Genomic DNA, 19179 nt, shown 5'->3' on the forward strand with positions numbered 1-19179 from the left:
AACTTGAACCAGAATTATTAATTTCCTAAATAAGAGGTTTTTTTCCCAAATATAGTTGCATTCATGTAAATAACAAGTCTTATCGTTATATAAAATAATGATTTTTCATCGGGGATAAATATGCGGGATGAATACATTTCTGAACTTATAAAAGAATTACGTGGCCCAAAATTTGGAAGAGAAGAGAGTCTTTATTCGAATCCATTCACTGAATATATTACAGGAGTCATAATTCCAAAAACCTGTAAAAAGGTGGAAATATCTCCAGATTCTGAGCAAGTTCGAGAGGGATCGGAGGAGAAGTTTTCTGAAGATACTGTAGATATTGTTGATTCAGTTTATGTTGTTCCAAGTGAGCTTGATCCTCAGATGAAACCCAAATCATTTGGCATTTCATTTACTCTTTCAGGAATGAATCCGGAATTATCTGTGTGTGTTTCATGGGCCAGATATTTTCCTGTAATCTCTGAGGATGACTCAGAGGGCATAGATAAAGAAAAGGAACACACTTCATGGAAAAGATGTCCATATTTAAAAGTAATTCATCTTAAACCCGAAGATCTTCAGAACGGAGAGTTCATAGTTTATGAAAACAGTGACGGGAAAGTTAGACTTGATATAAAAATAATCTCGCGTGAAATAAATTCGAAATATATTATCTTAAGCTTAATTAATAATTTAACCATTGGAGAATGTAAGGGCGAAAAACTTACTAAGGCCTCTCTCTTTCAGCCAACAATACGAGCCAATATTGAAAAAGATGGAGAATTAATTTTTTCTGATAAAAAGGCCACAACAGAATTAGAATATATATACACTGAATCTCCGGTAATGGCAAGGGGACACATGTGTTCAGCAGTTTGGAAAGATGTTGATTATCAAAAGAGAATAGATCCTCTCATTCTCTGGCCCGAATGCACACATTCTGAAGAAGCAAAACAGTTTATTGACTGTGATGTCCGTTCTGAATTTATTCCTCTTCATTCTTCACCTGCTCCAGAATTTGACTTGAGTGTTCCAAATACTACTAATATACCAGTATTTTCTGCACGTCAGTTATCTGAAATATGGACTCCCAAAGACATCGATAAGGCTCTTCAGCCACTTCTTACATCTTATCATGAATGGATAGTGGATCAAAAGAATCAGATAATGCGGGGAATTTTTGATGAGAACGCTATCAGCAGTAAGATATTGAAAGAACAGGAATTGTCGCTTAGAAAACTTGTAAGTGGTGTTAAATGTATAAAGGAAAATGAAGATGCCCGACTTGCTTTTTGTTTTGCAAACAGAGTAATATTACTTCAGAATACTTGGAAGAAAGGAAAGAAGGCTTCAGATGCTAGCATTGACTTCACATGGCGCCCATTTCAACTTGCTTTTTTTCTAGCAAGTATCGAATCGTTGTATAATCCTGATTCAGAGTACAGAAACACTCTTGATCTTCTCTGGGTTCCTACTGGTGGAGGGAAAACAGAAGCATATCTTGCGATGATGGCATTTACAATAGCTCTGCGTAGAAGGAACGCATTGAATGGAAAAAACGATTGTGCCCACGATCAGTCCGGAGCAGGCGTATCTGTTATAACCCGATATACTTTACGTTTGCTCACCGTGCAACAGTTCAGAAGAACACTTATGATGACAATCGCTGCAGAATACCTGAGAGTTCAGAAACAGAACGGCTTTCATGGTTGGAGGCCGACAGAATGCTTGTATAAGGATTCTTGGCTCTATGGATTGACACGCTTTTCTACAGGGATGTGGGTTGGTGGAGGTGTTTCTCCTAATCATCTTCGTGGGGATTATGGTGCGATTAAAGCTCTAGAGTCGAAAACTACTGAAGGGGAACCTGCCCAGATAGTTAAGTGTCCTGTTTGTGGCGAGTGGCTTTCTATTCCCCGTGCTGGCCTTTCTGAAGGGAAAAACAACATATTTCTGATAATACAGTCTGATTTGCCGATTGATGAGATTAACGAGCAAATTACTAGTATTATTTTTCCGGAATATGTTACCTCAGCAATTATTGTACAGGACAACCTTCCCTCTGGATATTGTACCCTAAAAATTTCTCTCTTTTCTACATCAAAAATTGTGGATAACCAATTAGATGAATTTGTAAGAGAGATGGGAAAAGCAGGGAAGTTTTCAGTTTCTTCCTTCAGACCATCACGTCCTGGTTATTTCCCTATATCCCCAGAGCCTTCAAGAACCAGTAAAAAACCCAGGGATTTTGAAATTTACTGCACAAATCCCGAATGTGATCTAAATACATTAGGAGATTGGAGTGAAGCTGTTCCGGGTCCATGGGGTAAAGATACGGGAATTGAAGGTATGAAATTCTGTATTCCTGAAGGGCCCTTTGCTAACGGTAACAGAATGCCGATTCCAGCTTATACAACTGATGAGCAGATTTATCATCGGTGCCCAACAGTAATCGTCAGTACTGCTGATAAAATGGCACGTCTTGCCTTTGAACCGCGGGCGGGTGCAATGTTTGGCGGAGTAACCAGATATAATAAGTATTATGGCTATCTTAGAGGAGATGATGAAAAATATTGTCCTTCAGATTCCCTGAAATCAGCTCTAAATCCTGAAAATACTATTGATATTAGTTCATTTCAACCACCAGACATGATTGTACAGGACGAATTACATCTGATGGAGGGACCACTAGGAAGTATGTTTGGCCTCTATGAAGCCATTATAGACGGTTTAATCATTCATGGAGGAGGCAGACCAAAATTTATTGCTTCATCTGCAACAGTCAATAATGCACGTTCTCAGGTGAAACAACTCTTCAACCGAGATACATTTCAGTTTCCTCCATATGGTCTAAGTTATAAAGATAGTTTTTTTGTAAAATTCCCCGAATCTGATACAGCTTGGGATGAGGAGAAGCCGGGAAAGATATATCTTGGAATTTATGCACCTGGAATGGGACCACTTACACCGATTATCAGAATCTGGTCAAGACTTCTTCAGACTGGATACGAACATCAGGAAGATAACTACATTAATAACTTCTGGACACTTGTCGGGTTTTTCAATTCAATTCGCGAACTTGGGGGAAATCGATCGCTCTATCGGGAGGACATTGTTGAAAGAATCAGCCAAATCTCCAATGGAAATCCCCGTATTCTTGATGCCGAAAAAGTAGTAGAACTTTCCAGCAGGATTGATTCAACTGACATCCCTCAAATTCTTGAAGAACTTGAAGAGGGCGGAGAAAAGAGATATACTGATAATCCTGATGCCATTTTTACAACATCAATGTTTGGAACGGGAGTTGACATCCCGCATCTTGCCTTAATGCTTGTAAATGGTCAGCCAAAAACTACAGCACAATATATACAGGCAACAGGGCGGGTCGGACGAAAACACGGTGGATTGGTGACCATATTCTATAAAGCAGGCAGACCACGAGATCTTAGCCACTATGAACTTTTTACCGGATACCATAACAGAATAAATCTTATGGTTGAACCAGCTTCTGTATCACCATTTTCCGAAGGTTGCCTTGAGAGGGCAGCAGGTCCGGCAATGGTTGCATTTTTAAGAAATATGACAACATCACAGAATAGCTGGTCATCAAATGACGGACACCTTGTCCAAGAACCAACGGCTAACGATGATTTCAACAAATTTTTAGATCTCTGTTTTATAAAACGAGGTGATTTAACACCTGATGTTATTGAATTCATAAAATCTCAATATAATCGTTGGGAAAACTGTTCCACAATTATCGGATCAGATACACCATTGATGTTTTATGAAAACGCACAATACAAAAAAGCTGAAAATCATGTGGTTCTTGGAGATCCAGCACATGAACGAAGACAATCACTTCGAACTGTTTTTAAAAATGCACCGCAATCACTCAGAGACATTGAAGAAACAACAGCATTTGAGGTGTAATAATGGGCAGAGATTTTCAGCATTTAAATAGATCGCAGTTTGTCCTTATTTATGGTCCGGGCTCAATTATCGAGACAAAAAATGGTCCGCGTCTGATTCCAAATCTTAGGAGAGGTCTTGGTAATTATTATAGTATAGATACATTCGAAAAGTTTGAAATCAATGATGTCAGGTTATGCAATTATATTCAGAAAAGTGCAAATGCAGAGAATAAAGCAAGAATTGTTGCACTCCCTTCAAATGCAGGACTAGAAAAAAAGCAAAATACACGAGTATATGCAACTCAGGTATTCCCCATTTGGAAAATCTGTTACGGAAGAAAAAAAGTAAAAAAGCATTCTCCGATTCTATATTCTGGGCAAGAATGTCCTTTATGTCACACAGATGAAGATTCTGGAGTTGTCAGATTTGTTGCTGCCTGTTCTGCGGGACATCTTGATGAGGTTGACTGGAACTATGCCATACATCAGAGTCGGGATTGTAAACCTCAGTATTACTACTGGAAAACCAGCGGAAGTTCACTTGCAAACATAGAGATAGAATGTCCAAAATGTCATTTAAAAACGACAATGCAGGACATTTATAAAATGGATTTTTTTTGCACGGGTCGTTTCCCTGAAAAGGAATCAGCATCATCAAATTATTCTCCATACTATACAAAACCAAACCGAAATCAAAATTGCAAAAAAAATATGAAAATTACACAGCGACAGTCTGCATCACTGAGGATTCCTGATACTATTACATTACTTACCATTCCAAAATATGACAACCAATTAACTAAAATTTTGCAGAGACGCTCTGTGTCAGCAATTCTCGATAGTTTTCTGAATATGCCTGAGGCTATGCGAAATAGTATGGAAAAAGCTGAACTCTCAGGCTGGCTGATAAGTTCTCTCTCTCAACAAATATCACAGGATGCAATGAAAATAATCCAGGAAGAAATTGAAAGGTTCGGGATTAATGAATTTCTTTCTTTTTATCTTCAGCTACACTCAGGAGGATCTTCCTTCATTGATCTTATTTATGAAGAATTTGAATCTCTTCTCTCCGGAGCGGGAGTACACAAGGATAATTTCATTATGGATGAATGTGAGTTTTTCCCACAATCTGTGGGTTCATTTATCCCCTCACTGAAGGTATATCCGGTTAAGAAAATTCGAACCATAACTGTTCAGACAGGTTATCGCCGGATGATATCTGGAGCAAATGAACATGATGCCATATCCGTTTCAACGGGAGTGAATCTGGATGACCATTACTGGTATCCTGGTTTTGAGGGGTTTGGAGAGGGGATTTTCATCACATTAGGTGATGGAAAAATTCCTGATATATCTAATAATAAAGCATATTCTGATTGGAAAAAATACAAACTTTCAGGGTATTCGGGCCAATCAGAATGGACTGATATTTGTGCTGAACCGGGTTTTGTATGGCTTCACACACTTTCACATGCCCTGATAAAAGCTCTCGCAAATTTCACGGGATATTCATCCGCATCATTACATGAACGAGTTTATTTGTCACGGGATGGTACAAACGGAGGTATACTCATCTATAACACATCACCTGGTGAAGATGGAGGTATGGGAGGGCTGACAGGTACAATTAAAAAATTTAGAGAGATTACACATGAAGCAGAAAATATAATCAAAATTTGCTCAAATGATCCTCTGTGTGATGATCTTAAAAAATCAGAAGATAGTATAAATGGAGCTGCCTGTTACAGTTGCCTGCTAGTCTCTGAAACATCTTGTGAACACAGAAATCTCTGGATTGACAGACATCTCTTTACCAGGTGAGTCAATGGAAGCAGATGTTATACCCGTTGCAACAGGAGATGACTGGATAGGATATGGCATTAGATCTTTTAAGTCAGTAATAAACGAATTGATTGAAAATGCAGAGAAAGAGCTAATTCTTACTATCTATGTCCTGACCAATTTGAATGTTGTAAGTGGTCTGTCAATTGCACTTGAACGCGGGGTTAGAGTTACAATATATCTTTATGATGATGGAAAGGATATAATAAATAATGATGCAGTTAGAAAAATTTTAGCCCTTTCTGAAGAATATCCATATCTAATAATAAAAAAAGTAAAAAAAAGAGTTCTTCATGCAAAGATTATTGTTGCAGATGGACGTAAGGTTCTTTCAGGGTCGGCAAATCTTACATATCCGGCATTAATTAATAATTACGAACTGGGCTTTCTTATAGAGAATGCAACAGTTGCAGGAAAAGTGATTGAAATTATCAAAAAAGTTGGGGAATAATGAGAAGATATTATCATTCATGCGTTATCTGTCCAACATGTCATGAACCTTATGCTGAATCCCATTCAGATCTCGTTTACTTTCAATTAAACGAAAACGGGAGAATCTTTTGTAATAATTGTAAATCCGAGTTTAATCAACTCATTGACTTTTCTTATCAAGAAATGTTTCAGGAGACTTACAGAACAATTGTTAATTTCAATCCCCATCATCCCTCAAAAAAAATAATTAAAATACCCCTATTTTGGTGTGTTGAACCAAATACTATAGAAAAATCATACATCGAATGGGTTGCAGAAAAACCACAGGGAGTTTTTCTTATTACTTGGCCTTGGGAAGAAGTCAGATTCATTCCCATTCTGCTTTCAGAATACCAAATAAAAAATTCGAAATCCAATATCGTTGTCATCGGAGATTATGGTAAAGCCATTCAGGACGCTAACCAGATCACCAATCTTTGTCTTCCTGAGATAATATCCAAAACGTTATTTATCGATGAACCTGTAGATCCATCTGTTGAGCTGAAAAAGGAGATGAATAATTTTAGAAAAGAGAAAACTCTTCTTTTTTATCGACGAATTGTCACCAAAATCAAATTCAAATCCTTTGGTTCACGGGATTTAGATGAGTCAATTTGCCTAAAAACACTTAAACAGTGCGCAAACGAGCATAAAAAGAAAATTATTCAAGATTACGGCATTGGAAGTCTAAGAGATATAGAACTTACCAAACTGGACGGAAGAACAGTTTCCGGATACACTAAAACAGAGCTTGAGTCAGGAAATATAGATACTGAAAATGGTAAGTGGTTATTACATTTGCGTGAGGAGAGGCAATGGTCCGGCAAACAGAATTATAATCATATTTGGTTGTATGAGATATTATCAAACCAAAATAAAATTGTAAGCTGTCAGGATTATCTGAAACCTTCTGTTCATTATTTGGTTGGTGAAGAAGATCATCCCAACCCCGGTAAAACACACCTGATTTCATCACAATCAGACCCAAATCAGATATTCAGATTGATAAAGGAGATACAGCCGGATCTTCTGATTATAGAAAATGCTGATTTTTTTATACAGGATATTAGATATCATGGATCTTCAAGTCGGGCATTGCTTGAATATATAAAAAATCCGGTAAATACCACCCTTTTATTTTCAACCGATCCTGAGAAAAGGCAGTTTTATCACCTCAATTCTCCGGAAAACGCATTTATTGAAGCAGGATGCAAGATACATACTCTTGATTCGGCAGAGGTAATGAAAAAGATTGGTGAAATATCTACAGAAAATAATTATCCATCTCCTCTCTCTAGCGGAATTAAAGATTATCTGCAAAAACAGAGATCAAATTTTTCTGTTCAGTACATTGAAGCGGAAAAACTAACAGATTTTTCTGATATCATCTTCCAAATTACCACTACAATCAATACAGAACTTGCAAAGGATATCAGATTTTATCTCAGACGTGTAATAGCATCACCTCTGAACATCATTGGGAGAGATTATTCAGATTTAAAATGTTTGACTGTTCATAAAGGATATTTTGGTCTTGAATTAACCTATAACATAATTTATAATGATCTTATTGAGTCTGCTAATGACGGAGATATCCCAAAAGGAATTCCTATTACATTTTCTCAAATGTTTGAAGAGCTTTATCTCCCAAATAAAACACAAAATGCCAATCCATTGCGGGAAATAATGCTAAACACAGCCAAAAACATTCTCGAAAAAATACCTACAGCATACGTTTCTCTTATTGTTCATTTTAATGAAGTGAAGGGTTTGGAAAGGATTATTCGGGATGATGAACTTATTCACGAACAATTAATGCCTAGGATAAATATTACAGGATGGAAAGGGCTTAAAAACAAAGAAACATTTATGGAAAAAGAAAAACCACATTTTGTCATTTCATCCCAATATCCTTCATTATCCTACAACCTCAGAAAGTCAGAAGTTAAAGAATTTATTTTTATCAGTGATAAAAAAGGACTCGAAGGAATTAAAGAAGTAATTTCAAAAAGATTGTTGGAGACATTCGCCCATCCGCTCTTTTTACCGGATGTAACAAGGACTATGCCCCCCCTGATTGCGGAGATATTAGATACCATTGATGTACCGGAACCCGGAAGAGTTGCTGAAATATATGATGATATTGACGACGAAGAAATTCGTTTCTCCGTAAGTACCCAGTCACAGAATCCAGTCCAAAGATCAGTCGATGAAGTGAATCCCGAGGTCTGTGGCATTGAACCAGGTGATGAAGCATTTCTTTGTATCGACAACCAAAATCGAGGTATTTTTTTCTCAGTTGGGCAGAGTGTTATGATTCGGAAAGATGGTTTTTTTTCGGATATTGAAACAGACAGTCGTCGTTCAGATAATTTAATAATAAAGGATCTTACTGGTGCTGAAATCATACTTGGAAAAACCGGAGTTTATTACTCCTTTAAAGCTATTTTTTTTAAATTTATGATGAGAGAAGGAGAACGCATAACATTCAGAAAAGAGCCATACAGCTGGAGAGGTTTTATAAACCTTTTTGAAACATCCGTTTTATGGATAAATCTGATCGAAAAAGCAACAGAAATAATAGCAGAAAAACTTTCAATTGATTTTGATTCTGCCCTTATCTTTGTATCAGAACAACTTACAAATGCGGAAATCACAGCAAAGGAGCTGGCTACAGTGATTGGTTGGTGTAAGCATCATGAGGAAATCACCCTTGAATCCGGAACATATCGACTTTATAGAACCGAACACCCATTCAAAAGAAATGATCTTAGAGTAATATTTGAAGTACTTAATTCTATTATTCCAGGAATTATACCGAATTATTGTGATCCCGATGAGATTTATGCTGCTGCTCTTTGTATGCAGAATCTCAGACTCAAAGTGTTCAAGAAAACATCAGACAAAATGGATGGTGCATATCAGCAAATTAGAATGGGTCTTGCCAAAGAATTTGACAATTTTATTTCGGGGGCAGACATAATAATACCTGTTGTTATTAAGCGTGTTATAGTGAGTAAATCAGTCAAGTCGATGCATATTTATGAAAACTATAATGATTTATTATGAAATTGCCAATAACAGCTCACATGAAGATGCAGGGCGGGCGGAAAGAGCGGGGATTGTCAATGGCGGGAGCGTGCCCGGCTGCCATCTCCATGTCACAGCTCATGGGAGTGTTGATCAATGGATCAATCCTGGAACCATCGGATAGGTTTTAACCGACTGCTAACATGCCGTGAGTCGGAGGGATTTGCCTCTCCATCAATGTTGATTGGCGAATACATTACTCGATGCTGGATATTAGATAATGGATATATGCTAAATAGAATGAGGTCCCAGAATTGCGATATATAGGTTAAATATAAATAGAATAAAAATTTACGATATATAGGTTAATTTTAAGTAGAATAAAAAATTACGATATATCAATTACGAGAAGAAGAACAATGATAGATAAAAAAGATTTTCAATATTTTGGAAGTAAGCAAGAGCGAGTTTATAGAGTATTACTCAGCGATAAAATAAAAAAACCATCAGGATATAGAGTCGCAAAATTAGCAGAAGTGAGCTATCCATATGTCCATACAATTCTAAATGATTTAGAAAGAGAGGGTATTTTAAAGGATCGTCAAATTATTGAGGTTGAAAAAATGTTCAACTACTGGGCCGAACATAGGGGCCCAATTTACGTCAGAGAATACAACATTCAAAATCCCAAGGACATATTTAGGAAAGCCCACATGGATTATGCATTTACGGGTTATTTTGCAGAAAACCTTGTTGGAGGCTATTTATTCCCGAGATCGTATGAATTATACATCAAGGACTATGAATTTGAGCAGTGGGATAATTATTTGTTGGAATCCGGGTATTTGGGAAAAGGGAATGTTAAGATTTTTTGTTCCGATCACCACGTTTTTTTTGAGAAACAAATTGTAGAAGGTTGGCCGGTTGTATCAGCTCAACAGCTTATTGTAGATTTAATTCGAGAAGGTGCGGATTGTGGGGAGGCAGGAGAACGCCTTATGAAAATGATTTATTATGCCTGAACAATTATACGATAGAGTTGAATACGAATCTGCTCTTACGGCACTAAAGGAAATTGTAGCCCAGCTCCCTGAGCCTTTTGTTCTCATTGGTGGCTGGGGTGTTTACGTAACGGTAAATGAATCATTTCAAGATGAACATGGAGCTTCATATTTAGGCTCACGAGATATCGACGTATGTTTTCAGGTAGATCCTGGATGCAGCGAGTCAGATTTAAGGGCGTGTACTTTTTCTAAAGCAATTGCCGTTATTCAAAGCATTGGTTATTCCCCGGATGGGGCTTTTCGTTATTGCAAGATAATCAAAAGAGATACCAGAGAAGTAATTACAAAAGAAGTCGCTCAAAAAATAGGATTGTATGACTTATTTTATTTATACATCGATGTGATGGTTGATAATGTTCATCCGAAACAAAAAGATGTTTTTGGGTTTGATGTTCTGAGTGAGCCAATAATAAAAAGCGTATTCGATGAGAAGACTGGTTTGGAAGTCAATTTCGAAGGAGTAAATTTGCTTATACCGCCTCCAGCTATGTTGTTAGCAACCAAACTTGCATCGATTCAAAATCGGACAAAGGACGACAAACTTACAAAAGATGCTTGTGATATCTATGCCATTCTATGGCATTCATCAATGCCATACAAAAAAATCATCCAGGAGATTCATCTTCAATACCCGCAAGAATGCAGAGCGGGTTTCGCTGCTATTACGGATGAGGTATCAGACAAAGCGGCTCGTCATTTAGGGATTGATGTAGAAACATATCGAGGTGTAATTCGAGGCCTTGTTGGGAGATGATTCCCTGGAATCTCCTTATTATTCGATTAAGTTATTGAGCACCACTTAAAGTATTTAATACATCGTCTATTCTCGCTCAGCGTGCCATTAATTCAGTTCTTTGTGACGAACTGGGATGCAACGCAAAGGAGATAATACAAACAAGACAGTATCAAGCAGGCTTCGATCAACCCTCCCCCAAACCCCACCCCTCCAAAAAAACCCTCCCTAACAGGAAAAGATCTCTTGTACTAGTACTGCTCACAACAATAACACGATAACATCCGGATCGAAAAAACACTCACACCCTGCCGCTCTTTCTTATATACCCATGAAACAAACAGAAGAGGCAGAAACGGAAAGAATGAAAGGACGAGGTTCTTTCCGGAACTGAGAGTGGAACCTCTTTTTCTATAACCTGCTGAGTAACAATAATTACACGATAGTACCTGTTGTCCGGCAGTTCCAGCCCCCCCTCACCCCTTTTTTCCAGACAATTTCCATCAAACCCCATTCACCCAAAAGAACTATCGTATCTTTTCACCAATCCCCTGATATCTGATACCACTCACGAAAAAAAGCAAAACAAAAACCCACAAAACATAGCCAAAAACCCAACAAAAACCCGAGAAAAACCACATGACCCGAAAAAAATTCACTCCGATCCTCACCCTCCCCCTCACCCTCCTCCTCACCGCCGCCTGCCTGCTGTCAGCGGGGTGCACTGTGCCTGCAGATGAAAACGGCGATCCGGATATTAGCACCGTGCCAAAAGGCCAGATCACACCACTCTATTTCACCTCCCTGTATTCCATGCAGAGAGCACTCGATCCGGAGATCTGCCTTGCCCTCCCAGGCTATCTCCCGGAGGGGTATCTCTTTACTGACGGTTCCTGGGCGCCTGCATCAGATACGGGCTGGCGCAGCGTAGGGTACCAGCGGGGCAGCGAGAGGATCACGCTGTACCAGCAGCCCCTTGATAAGGGAACATTTCCGATTGGAAGCGCCGTGGCTTCCATGGCTCCGGCAGATACAACAATCGCTGGCGAACCGGCCACCCTGGTTGTAGGGAAGATGACCGAGCTCTTCTGGAGCCGGGATAACCTTACGTTCCGGCTGACGGGAACCCTCACGGCAGAAGAGATGATCAGCATTGCAGAGTCTGTTCATCCTGCCCCTTATGATCCGGATACAAACCCTCCCTACGAGTACCTGCCTCCGGCAAACCCGATGGAGAAGAGATTTGAGATCGGCCAGACACTCTCGGCAGACAACCGCACCGTCACCTTTGTATCGCTCGAATGCAACCCGGATGGGTGCGAGGCGGTCTTCCTGGTCGATCTTGTCGCCTCGCCCACCATCGATCCGCCCCCCGGCGGAACCAGCCCGCCCAGATCGCCCGATCCGGTTGCCGTGTTCCGGGTGGATAACAGCACTCCCCTCCGGACAACGGGATCATTTGGCTACCGGGGGGAGGGGGATGGCACCCTCATCTTCTGGCGAACCGATCCCATCCCCTCTGACGCCAACATCTTTCATGCAACCTTTACGCAGTTCCGGGAGCAGATTGGTCTCTGGGAGTTTAGCGTGAGCCTGTAAGGATGAATAGCAGGAGTCCTGTGGCAGAGGTGGTCGTGAAAAGGCGAGGCAACAATCCGGAATTTCCGGATAGTTGGCTTCTTATGAGGACATGATTAGGGAAACCTGACAAATTCACCAGATCAATGAAATGACCTGTGTACTTGTTAAGTTGCCATTTCGTGTACCCGGTACACATTTTTGCAACCAATTATGTGGGAGATGTACACATTTTCCTAACTTAACCTATGAAGAACTCTGGTTTGAACGATCTCCATCAAAGACACCCAGGCATCCACCCTGCCCGGATGCATGCCCGGATTACAGCAGTAAAATCCTCCACGCAATCCTATCCCCTGCCCCCCCATCCGATCAGTTATCATATCAGAGACGAGAAGAAGAAAGAGGAGTATACGCGATGATCCACCCCCACAAAAACATCATCCTCATCGGCATGCCGGGTGCCGGGAAGAGCACCGTCGGCGTCATCCTGGCAAAGACGCTCGGCATGCAGTTCATCGACACAGACATCCTGATTCAGCAGCAGACCGAAAGAAGGCTCCAGGAGATCCTTGATGAAGACGGCCCCGATGCATTCCGGCAGATCGAGGAGGAGGCGATCCTCTCCCTTCACCCCCGAAATTCCGTGATCGCAACCGGCGGGAGCGTCGTCTGGAGCAGGGCGGCGATGGAGCACCTGAAATCACTTGGATGGGTCGTTTACCTGAAGATCTCCTTTTCAGAGATGGAAAAAAGGATCAGAAACATCACCACACGGGGAATTGTCCTCATGCCGAACCAGACTCTCCGCGGGATGTATGACAGCCGGGTGCCGCTCTATGAGCAGTATGCCGATAACACAATACCGTGTTCCGATGAAGACCCCGAATCTGTTGTAGGGAGCATCATCACAATCAGCCGGCAGGAGTAGAGTAACCCGTAAAAGAGAGAGGATGGGGGGAAAAGACCGCTACTCAAAGTCGATTTCTGCCACCAGGACCCACTCTCCCTCCTGTTCATCTAAGCGGACCGTAAGCATGCCCCCTTCATGCACGCTATAATCCGAATACGGCTCATTTAAGAGCGTTCCCTGAAACGACATGCCATCCTCTGACTGGCTATTCAGGCGAACCCAGACCAGTTCGGGTTGGATGACCTTGTCGGTGGTGAAAAGCAAAACCGATACATCATCAAAATACACAGGGGCCCTGAACCTGTCGATATCCACTCTCTTTCTCAATGTGTGCAGCATCTCCGGTTCGTAATAGAGCATCCATCTCTGTTCTTCAACAATCGGGAGATTCTGCAGATCTTCACCTGAGAGCAGTGTATATGACCCCACGTCATCAGAGATGATGATCAGGCCCTCGCCATGATCTTTAAAATGGTGAATGATCTCCGGCAGCGTATCGGGACGGCGCCGGCACAATGAATGGATACGGAAGAGAATGCCTTCTTCATGATCCACATAGAAATAGCCGATGCAGCTGTCGGCATCCGGCAGCAGCAGCCCCTTCCCGGAGAGTAGATCGGAAATCGGAGTATTAATCTCCGCCACCGCCCACCTGTTGACGATCTCCCGATCCCTGGTGCGTGTATGTTTCGTGTCCATAGTACCTGGTACATGCTCTTCATCCACAGAGGTAAAGTGGTTTCGAATTGTTCAGGGAATTGTATTGATTCCTGGATTCAGACAATAAGATCCTAACAAAGACACTCACGATTATGAGAGATGACCCAACAGATGCATCACCGGGTGCACTATCCCATGCTCTGGAATCATGTAGACAGATAATTATTCCAGGAAGACGATGATATGCAGATAGTACAAGGCACCGGATCATCGGCGACCAATAAACTGTAAACGCAGAACAGACAGGGGGTGGAGTAGGTGAATGTTCGGAACCAGATAATTGTCATCATCGTCCTCGTAATCGCAGCTCTGGTTTTGGGGCTTGGTGTTGCCACCCACACGCTCATTCTCAATGATTTTGCCGATCTTGAAGACGATCACCTCGAAGCAACAATGGAGAGGACCATCAGGTCAATTGAGAGGGAGCAACAGTTCCTCTCAACAAGTGTGATGGACTGGTCAGACTGGGATGACACGTACTTGTTTGTGCAGGGGATGGATCCTGAGTATGAACAGAAGAACCTTGATGAATCGGTATTTCAATATTTCAACCTCAATGCAATGATCTTTACCGGACCGGATGAAAAGGTCATATATGCGCGTGGATTTGACCCGGATGAGGGTGAGGAGAGAGAGGTTCCCCCGCAGCTCTACACACTCCACGACTCCTTCCTCCGATCTGGTGCCGAAGAGCTCTCCGGGATCTTTGAGACCGAAGACGGGCTGATGCTTGTTGCAGTACGGCCGATCCGGATGAGCTGGGGAGAGGGTCCGATCATGGGCACCCTCCTCTTTGCACGTGCAATGGATGAAGGATGGATTGAAGAACTCTCGGCTCTCACCGGATATCCGATCCAAATCGCCGATATTCCGAACGATCCCCTTCCAGCCGGCGAACCATCTCTTTCCATCGTAAAGGAGGGAGATACCATCACCGGATCAACCATAGTATCCGATATTTTCGGAGAGCCGGTGGTCTCGCTCTCGATAACCCAGGAGCGAACAATCTATCAGAGGGGGATTCTCGCCTACGAGTCGGGAGTGATAGCGATTCTGATCTTCTCAGGCATCACCGCATTGCTCTTCTATCTGCTCATCAACCACTTCTTCCTTAGAAGAATTACCCGCCTGAACCGGGAGGTACAGGATATCACCGGCAGCTCTTCTACCTCTGCATCAGTTGGAATCGACGGTGATGACGAGGTGGCAGAGCTCGCAGCCTCGATAAACGGTATGCTCGATTTCATAGAGAAAGATCAGCAGGTGATCCGTCAAAGCGAGGAGAAATACCGCCTTATCGCCGAAAATACCGCAGATACCATCTATATCAGCGATATGAACCTCAATCTCACCTATATCAGTCCTTCGGTTACGAAGCTGAAAGGATTCACCGTTGATGAGGCGCTTGCGATGCCGATTGAAGAGAGGAATACTCCCGCCTCCATAAAAGAGATCATGGCACTCTTTACTCACGAGATGGAGAATGAAGCCACGGGTACTGCCGATCCGGGCAGAACCATCACGTTTGAGAGCGAAGAATACTGCGGGAATGGATCTATCATCAAGGTTGAGAACTCTGTCCGGTTCCTGAGGAATAAAGAGGGTGAGCCGGTTTCAATTCTGGGTATCGGCCATAATATAACTGATCGGAAAAAGGCAGAAGATGCACTTCAGCTCACAAATGCAAAACTCCAGCTCCTCTCCTCCATCACCCGCCATGATATCCTGAACAAGGTGATGATTGTGAAGGGATACCTCGGGCTGGCAGAGGAGGAACAGGGCGGGGAGATGCTGACAGAGTACCTGAAACAGGCACAAACAGCAACTGATGAAATTCAAAGACAGATCGAGTTCACACGCGAGTATGAGCAGCTCGGGATACAAACCCCCTCATGGAAGACCATCAGCAGCCTGATAGAATCAATCGATGACACAAAACTCCCGATCGCCTGTGATTGTGCTCACGTCTCGATCTATGCAGACCCGATGATCGAGAGGGCGTTCTTCAACCTCTATGAGAACACCCTCCGCCATGCAGAAGGGGCAACCGGTGTGCAGATTTCATGTGAAGAGACAGAAGGGGGCCTGCTGATCACCTGGGAAGATGACGGCCCCGGCATCCCGGATCATGAGAAGGAGATAATCTTCGAACGCGGATATGGCAAAAACACCGGTTTTGGATTATTCCTTGTCAGAGAAATCCTCGATATCACCGCGATTACCATAACCGAGGATGGAATTGTCGGGGAAGGGGCCCGGTTCAGGATACTCGTGCCGGAAGGCGGGTGCCGGATCAGATAGATCCGGATATCAGGGGATCCATCACAGGCTACCCGCCAGCTATTCTCTATCGAGAGCGCTAAAACCGGCATCTCCCCATCCCAAAGCCTTTATATATACATACATGACTTTTACCCATATGCGAATTGGAATACACCTTCCCGCACTCATCATCCTGATGATTGCTCTGCTCGCTTTTGCGGGCTGTGTCTCTGATCAGCCGGTGTACCAGGAATCAAGCATCGGCGAGATGGAATATAACAAAGGGCTTGCCGAATATGAAGCCGGCAACTACCGGGCCGCAGAGGCCGCATTTGAGGGATCGGCGGCCTGGTATTTCGCCAATGGGTTCCCTGATGCCGGAATTGCATCACGGAATGCGATGTTTACGGCGATCCGAACATATGGCGAGTTTTCACTGGATGAAGCCGCCGCACGGGATGCCCTGAAAGAGGCGGTTTCCGGCATCACCGAAGAAGAGATCAACAGCTGGCTCGCAGACAAAGCCCAGACACTTGTCTCTGACGGCAAGACCCTCTACTTCTCTGATACCGCAAAGAACTACCTCTATGCCCATCCTGAACTCCTTCAGAAACAACAGCTGCCATTCACCTTTGCATTCATGTCCCGGTACGCACTGGCAGATGATGTCCGTTCAGGCAACCTGAAGGCAGAGGAACTCCCTTACAGGAACCCGATCCACTATGAAGGGACGATGCACCTAACGATCGCAGAAGCGGATCTCCCGGCAGGAGGCACCATGAAGATCTGGTATCCGCACCCAATTGCAACCGATATCCAGCGTGATGTCTCGGTCACGAACATGGCATACCCTGAGTATATCGTAAATGGGCCGGATGTCAATCACGAGATCGGGATCATCTACTACGAGATCCCAGTCGGGGCAATACAAGGCGATCTGGTCATAACAGCCGACATCAAATTCAGCTCCTATGAAGGGATCTTTGTGATCGACCCCGAAAAAGTCGGTGAATATGACAGAGCCGATCCCGAATATATCATCTACACAAGAACTGAGCGGAACATCGAGATAAACGACGCGATCCGGAATAAAGCACGTGAAATAGTCGGAAGCGAAACAAACCCGCACAAGCAGGCGCAGATGATATACAACCATATCATCACCACATACCCCTACAGCCATGTCCCGCATCTCTCACTTGATGCGAAGACCCCGAAGGTGGCTGAATCGACCCATATGTTCACCACAGGCCATGGCGACTGCGGCACCCAGAGCATGCTCTTCTCTGCATTCTGCCGCTCGCTCGGCATTCCTGCACGTGCCACAGGCGGGTACCAGATGATCCTTCAGGATGCGCCAAGCCCCCACTTCTGGGCAGAGTACTATCTCCCGGGATATGGGTGGGTGCCGGTTGATCCGACTGTCGCCGAGGGTGCCGACTGGTTCGATATCCCTGAAGATGACCGGATAGCCTTCAGGCAATACTATGGAACCAACATCGACCCGACAAGGATGGTCATCCAGAAGAACGTCGATGCAAACGTCGAGCCCGATTATCCGGACGATGCTGCGATCTTCAGGCTTGTCAGGCAGTATCCGGCGATTATAAGCGACGTATCCATGGAGGATATGGAGTTAATCGCAATGGGAAGCTTCAAAATAGATCTTGTGGTGAAGAACTAATTCTCCTTTTTTAAAGGAATCCGCAGGTCTTCACGAGCCATATAATACCGGACGAGTTCAGGGTTGAATATCCAGCAGACTTTTCCATTGGCATCAAGGGTGATCTTGTTTGATTCAATCAGGTACTCGATAGCGGTTTTAAAGGTCTGGTACATCATTTTTCGTGGGAGGGATGACCAGAGAGCCCGCCGCCGGAATTCACCGCTATGATCCTGAACAAACTCCTCGATCATCCGGATTGAATCAAGTGTAGGAGAGTGTGCCGAAGTACTGGCAACTGACATACTGATTGTTGTGTTATATAAATATATATAACTAAAGCTCTTCACAGCCTGAATCAGGAATCGCCATTCACGCCCTCTAATCCCCGGATTCCTCACGCTCAAGCTCCCGAAGAAATGCGACAAGGAACGCATGCCTCTCTTCGGCTATCTCACGGGCAGTCTCCGTATACATCCGGTCCTTCAGCTTCAGCAGCTTCAGATGGAAATGAGCGACAGCACCGGGAATGCCACTGCCCTCCTCCCCTGCCTGCATGAAGGTCCGGGCGATGCCGGTTGCACCCATCGCATCCAGCTTGTCGGCATCCGAGAGGATCTCCGCCTCCAGTGTAAAAGGCGCAATCCCCGAGCTAAACCGGTGGGCACGGATTGCGTGGCAGATTGAATGGATCATATCGCCGGGATACCCGACAGACCGGAGATACTCTTCTGCCATATCCGCACCCTGCTCTTCATGGGGGATACCGGTCTCCTCCTCAAGGGGGCGGGCGATATCGTGGAAGAGGGCGGCCGGGATCAGGACTGCCATATCCGCACCCTCCCGGATGCCGATAGTCCGGCAGAGGCGGGTGACACGGGCAGTGTGATCGAACCCGTGGGAGCCGGACTCCTGAAGAAATGCCTGTACATGCCGTGTAATCAGATCTATCCCGCCATCCATGGGATATGGTTCACTGTATAGCGGGAAAAGGATCGCCTTTT

General features: G+C 43.4%; 14 protein-coding genes. 11 read left to right on the plus strand and 3 right to left on the minus strand.

What is annotated here, in order from left to right; translation table 11 throughout:
• Positions 1-120: 120 nt before the first annotated feature.
• From drmA to ACYUBO_RS07745, 9 genes are all read left to right on the plus strand, one after another.
• Positions 121-3918 (plus strand): DISARM system helicase DrmA, encoded by a 3798-nt coding sequence (gene drmA, locus ACYUBO_RS07705; protein ID WP_460373376.1) that lies wholly within the window; start codon positions 121-123, stop codon positions 3916-3918.
• A gap of 2 nt (positions 3919-3920) precedes the next feature.
• Positions 3921-5720 carry a DrmB family protein gene (drmB, locus tag ACYUBO_RS07710; RefSeq protein WP_460373377.1) on the plus strand — a complete coding sequence of 600 codons (1800 nt, stop codon included), beginning with the start codon at positions 3921-3923 and terminating at the stop codon, positions 5718-5720.
• A gap of 4 nt (positions 5721-5724) precedes the next feature.
• Positions 5725-6192: a phospholipase D-like domain-containing protein gene (locus tag ACYUBO_RS07715; protein ID WP_460373378.1), complete on the plus strand. Its 468-nt coding sequence runs from the start codon at positions 5725-5727 to the stop codon at positions 6190-6192.
• 164 nt (positions 6193-6356) lie between these two features.
• Positions 6357-9281, plus strand: coding sequence for a hypothetical protein (locus ACYUBO_RS07720; protein WP_460373379.1), 2925 nt, complete (start codon positions 6357-6359; stop codon positions 9279-9281).
• Positions 9268-9426 (plus strand): hypothetical protein, encoded by a 159-nt coding sequence (locus ACYUBO_RS07725; RefSeq protein WP_460373380.1) that lies wholly within the window; start codon positions 9268-9270, stop codon positions 9424-9426. The genes ACYUBO_RS07720 and ACYUBO_RS07725 overlap by 14 nt, the downstream gene beginning before the upstream one ends.
• Before the next feature lie 235 nt (positions 9427-9661).
• Positions 9662-10264 (plus strand): hypothetical protein, encoded by a 603-nt coding sequence (locus tag ACYUBO_RS07730; RefSeq protein WP_460373381.1) that lies wholly within the window; start codon positions 9662-9664, stop codon positions 10262-10264.
• Positions 10257-11060 (plus strand): hypothetical protein, encoded by an 804-nt coding sequence (locus tag ACYUBO_RS07735; RefSeq protein ID WP_460373382.1) that lies wholly within the window; start codon positions 10257-10259, stop codon positions 11058-11060. Before ACYUBO_RS07730 ends, ACYUBO_RS07735 begins: the two co-directional genes overlap by 8 nt.
• 618 nt (positions 11061-11678) lie before the next feature.
• On the plus strand, positions 11679-12638 hold the full coding sequence (locus tag ACYUBO_RS07740) for a DUF4367 domain-containing protein (RefSeq protein WP_460373383.1): 960 nt from the start codon (positions 11679-11681) through the stop codon (positions 12636-12638).
• Between the two features lie 397 nt (positions 12639-13035).
• A complete protein-coding gene (locus ACYUBO_RS07745; RefSeq protein ID WP_460373384.1) occupies positions 13036-13548 on the plus strand; it encodes a shikimate kinase in 513 nt (170 codons plus the stop codon).
• A 39-nt stretch (positions 13549-13587) separates the two neighbouring features.
• On the opposite strand, the gene ACYUBO_RS07750 is transcribed toward ACYUBO_RS07745, so the two are convergent.
• A complete protein-coding gene (locus ACYUBO_RS07750; protein ID WP_460373385.1) occupies positions 13588-14229 on the minus strand; it encodes a hypothetical protein in 642 nt (213 codons plus the stop codon).
• A gap of 279 nt (positions 14230-14508) precedes the next feature.
• On the opposite strand from ACYUBO_RS07750, the gene ACYUBO_RS07755 reads away from it, so the two are divergent.
• The gene (locus ACYUBO_RS07755; protein ID WP_460373386.1) at positions 14509-16551 is read left to right on the plus strand and encodes a sensor histidine kinase; all 2043 of its coding nucleotides are present in this window, start codon (positions 14509-14511) and stop codon (positions 16549-16551) included.
• Between the two features lie 118 nt (positions 16552-16669).
• Complete coding sequence (locus ACYUBO_RS07760) at positions 16670-18196, plus strand: transglutaminase domain-containing protein (protein ID WP_460373387.1); 1527 nt, start codon at positions 16670-16672, stop codon at positions 18194-18196.
• On the opposite strand, the gene ACYUBO_RS07765 is transcribed toward ACYUBO_RS07760, so the two are convergent.
• Positions 18193-18480, minus strand: coding sequence for a hypothetical protein (locus ACYUBO_RS07765; RefSeq protein WP_460373388.1), 288 nt, complete (start codon positions 18478-18480; stop codon positions 18193-18195). The two genes, ACYUBO_RS07760 and ACYUBO_RS07765, sit on opposite strands and share 4 nt — an antisense overlap.
• A 76-nt stretch (positions 18481-18556) precedes the next feature.
• Positions 18557-19138, minus strand: a complete 582-nt coding sequence (locus ACYUBO_RS07770; RefSeq protein ID WP_460373389.1) for an HD domain-containing protein — start codon at positions 19136-19138, stop codon at positions 18557-18559.
• Positions 19139-19179: the final 41 nt, after the last annotated feature.

Source organism: Methanocalculus sp. MC3 (assembly GCF_054767395.1).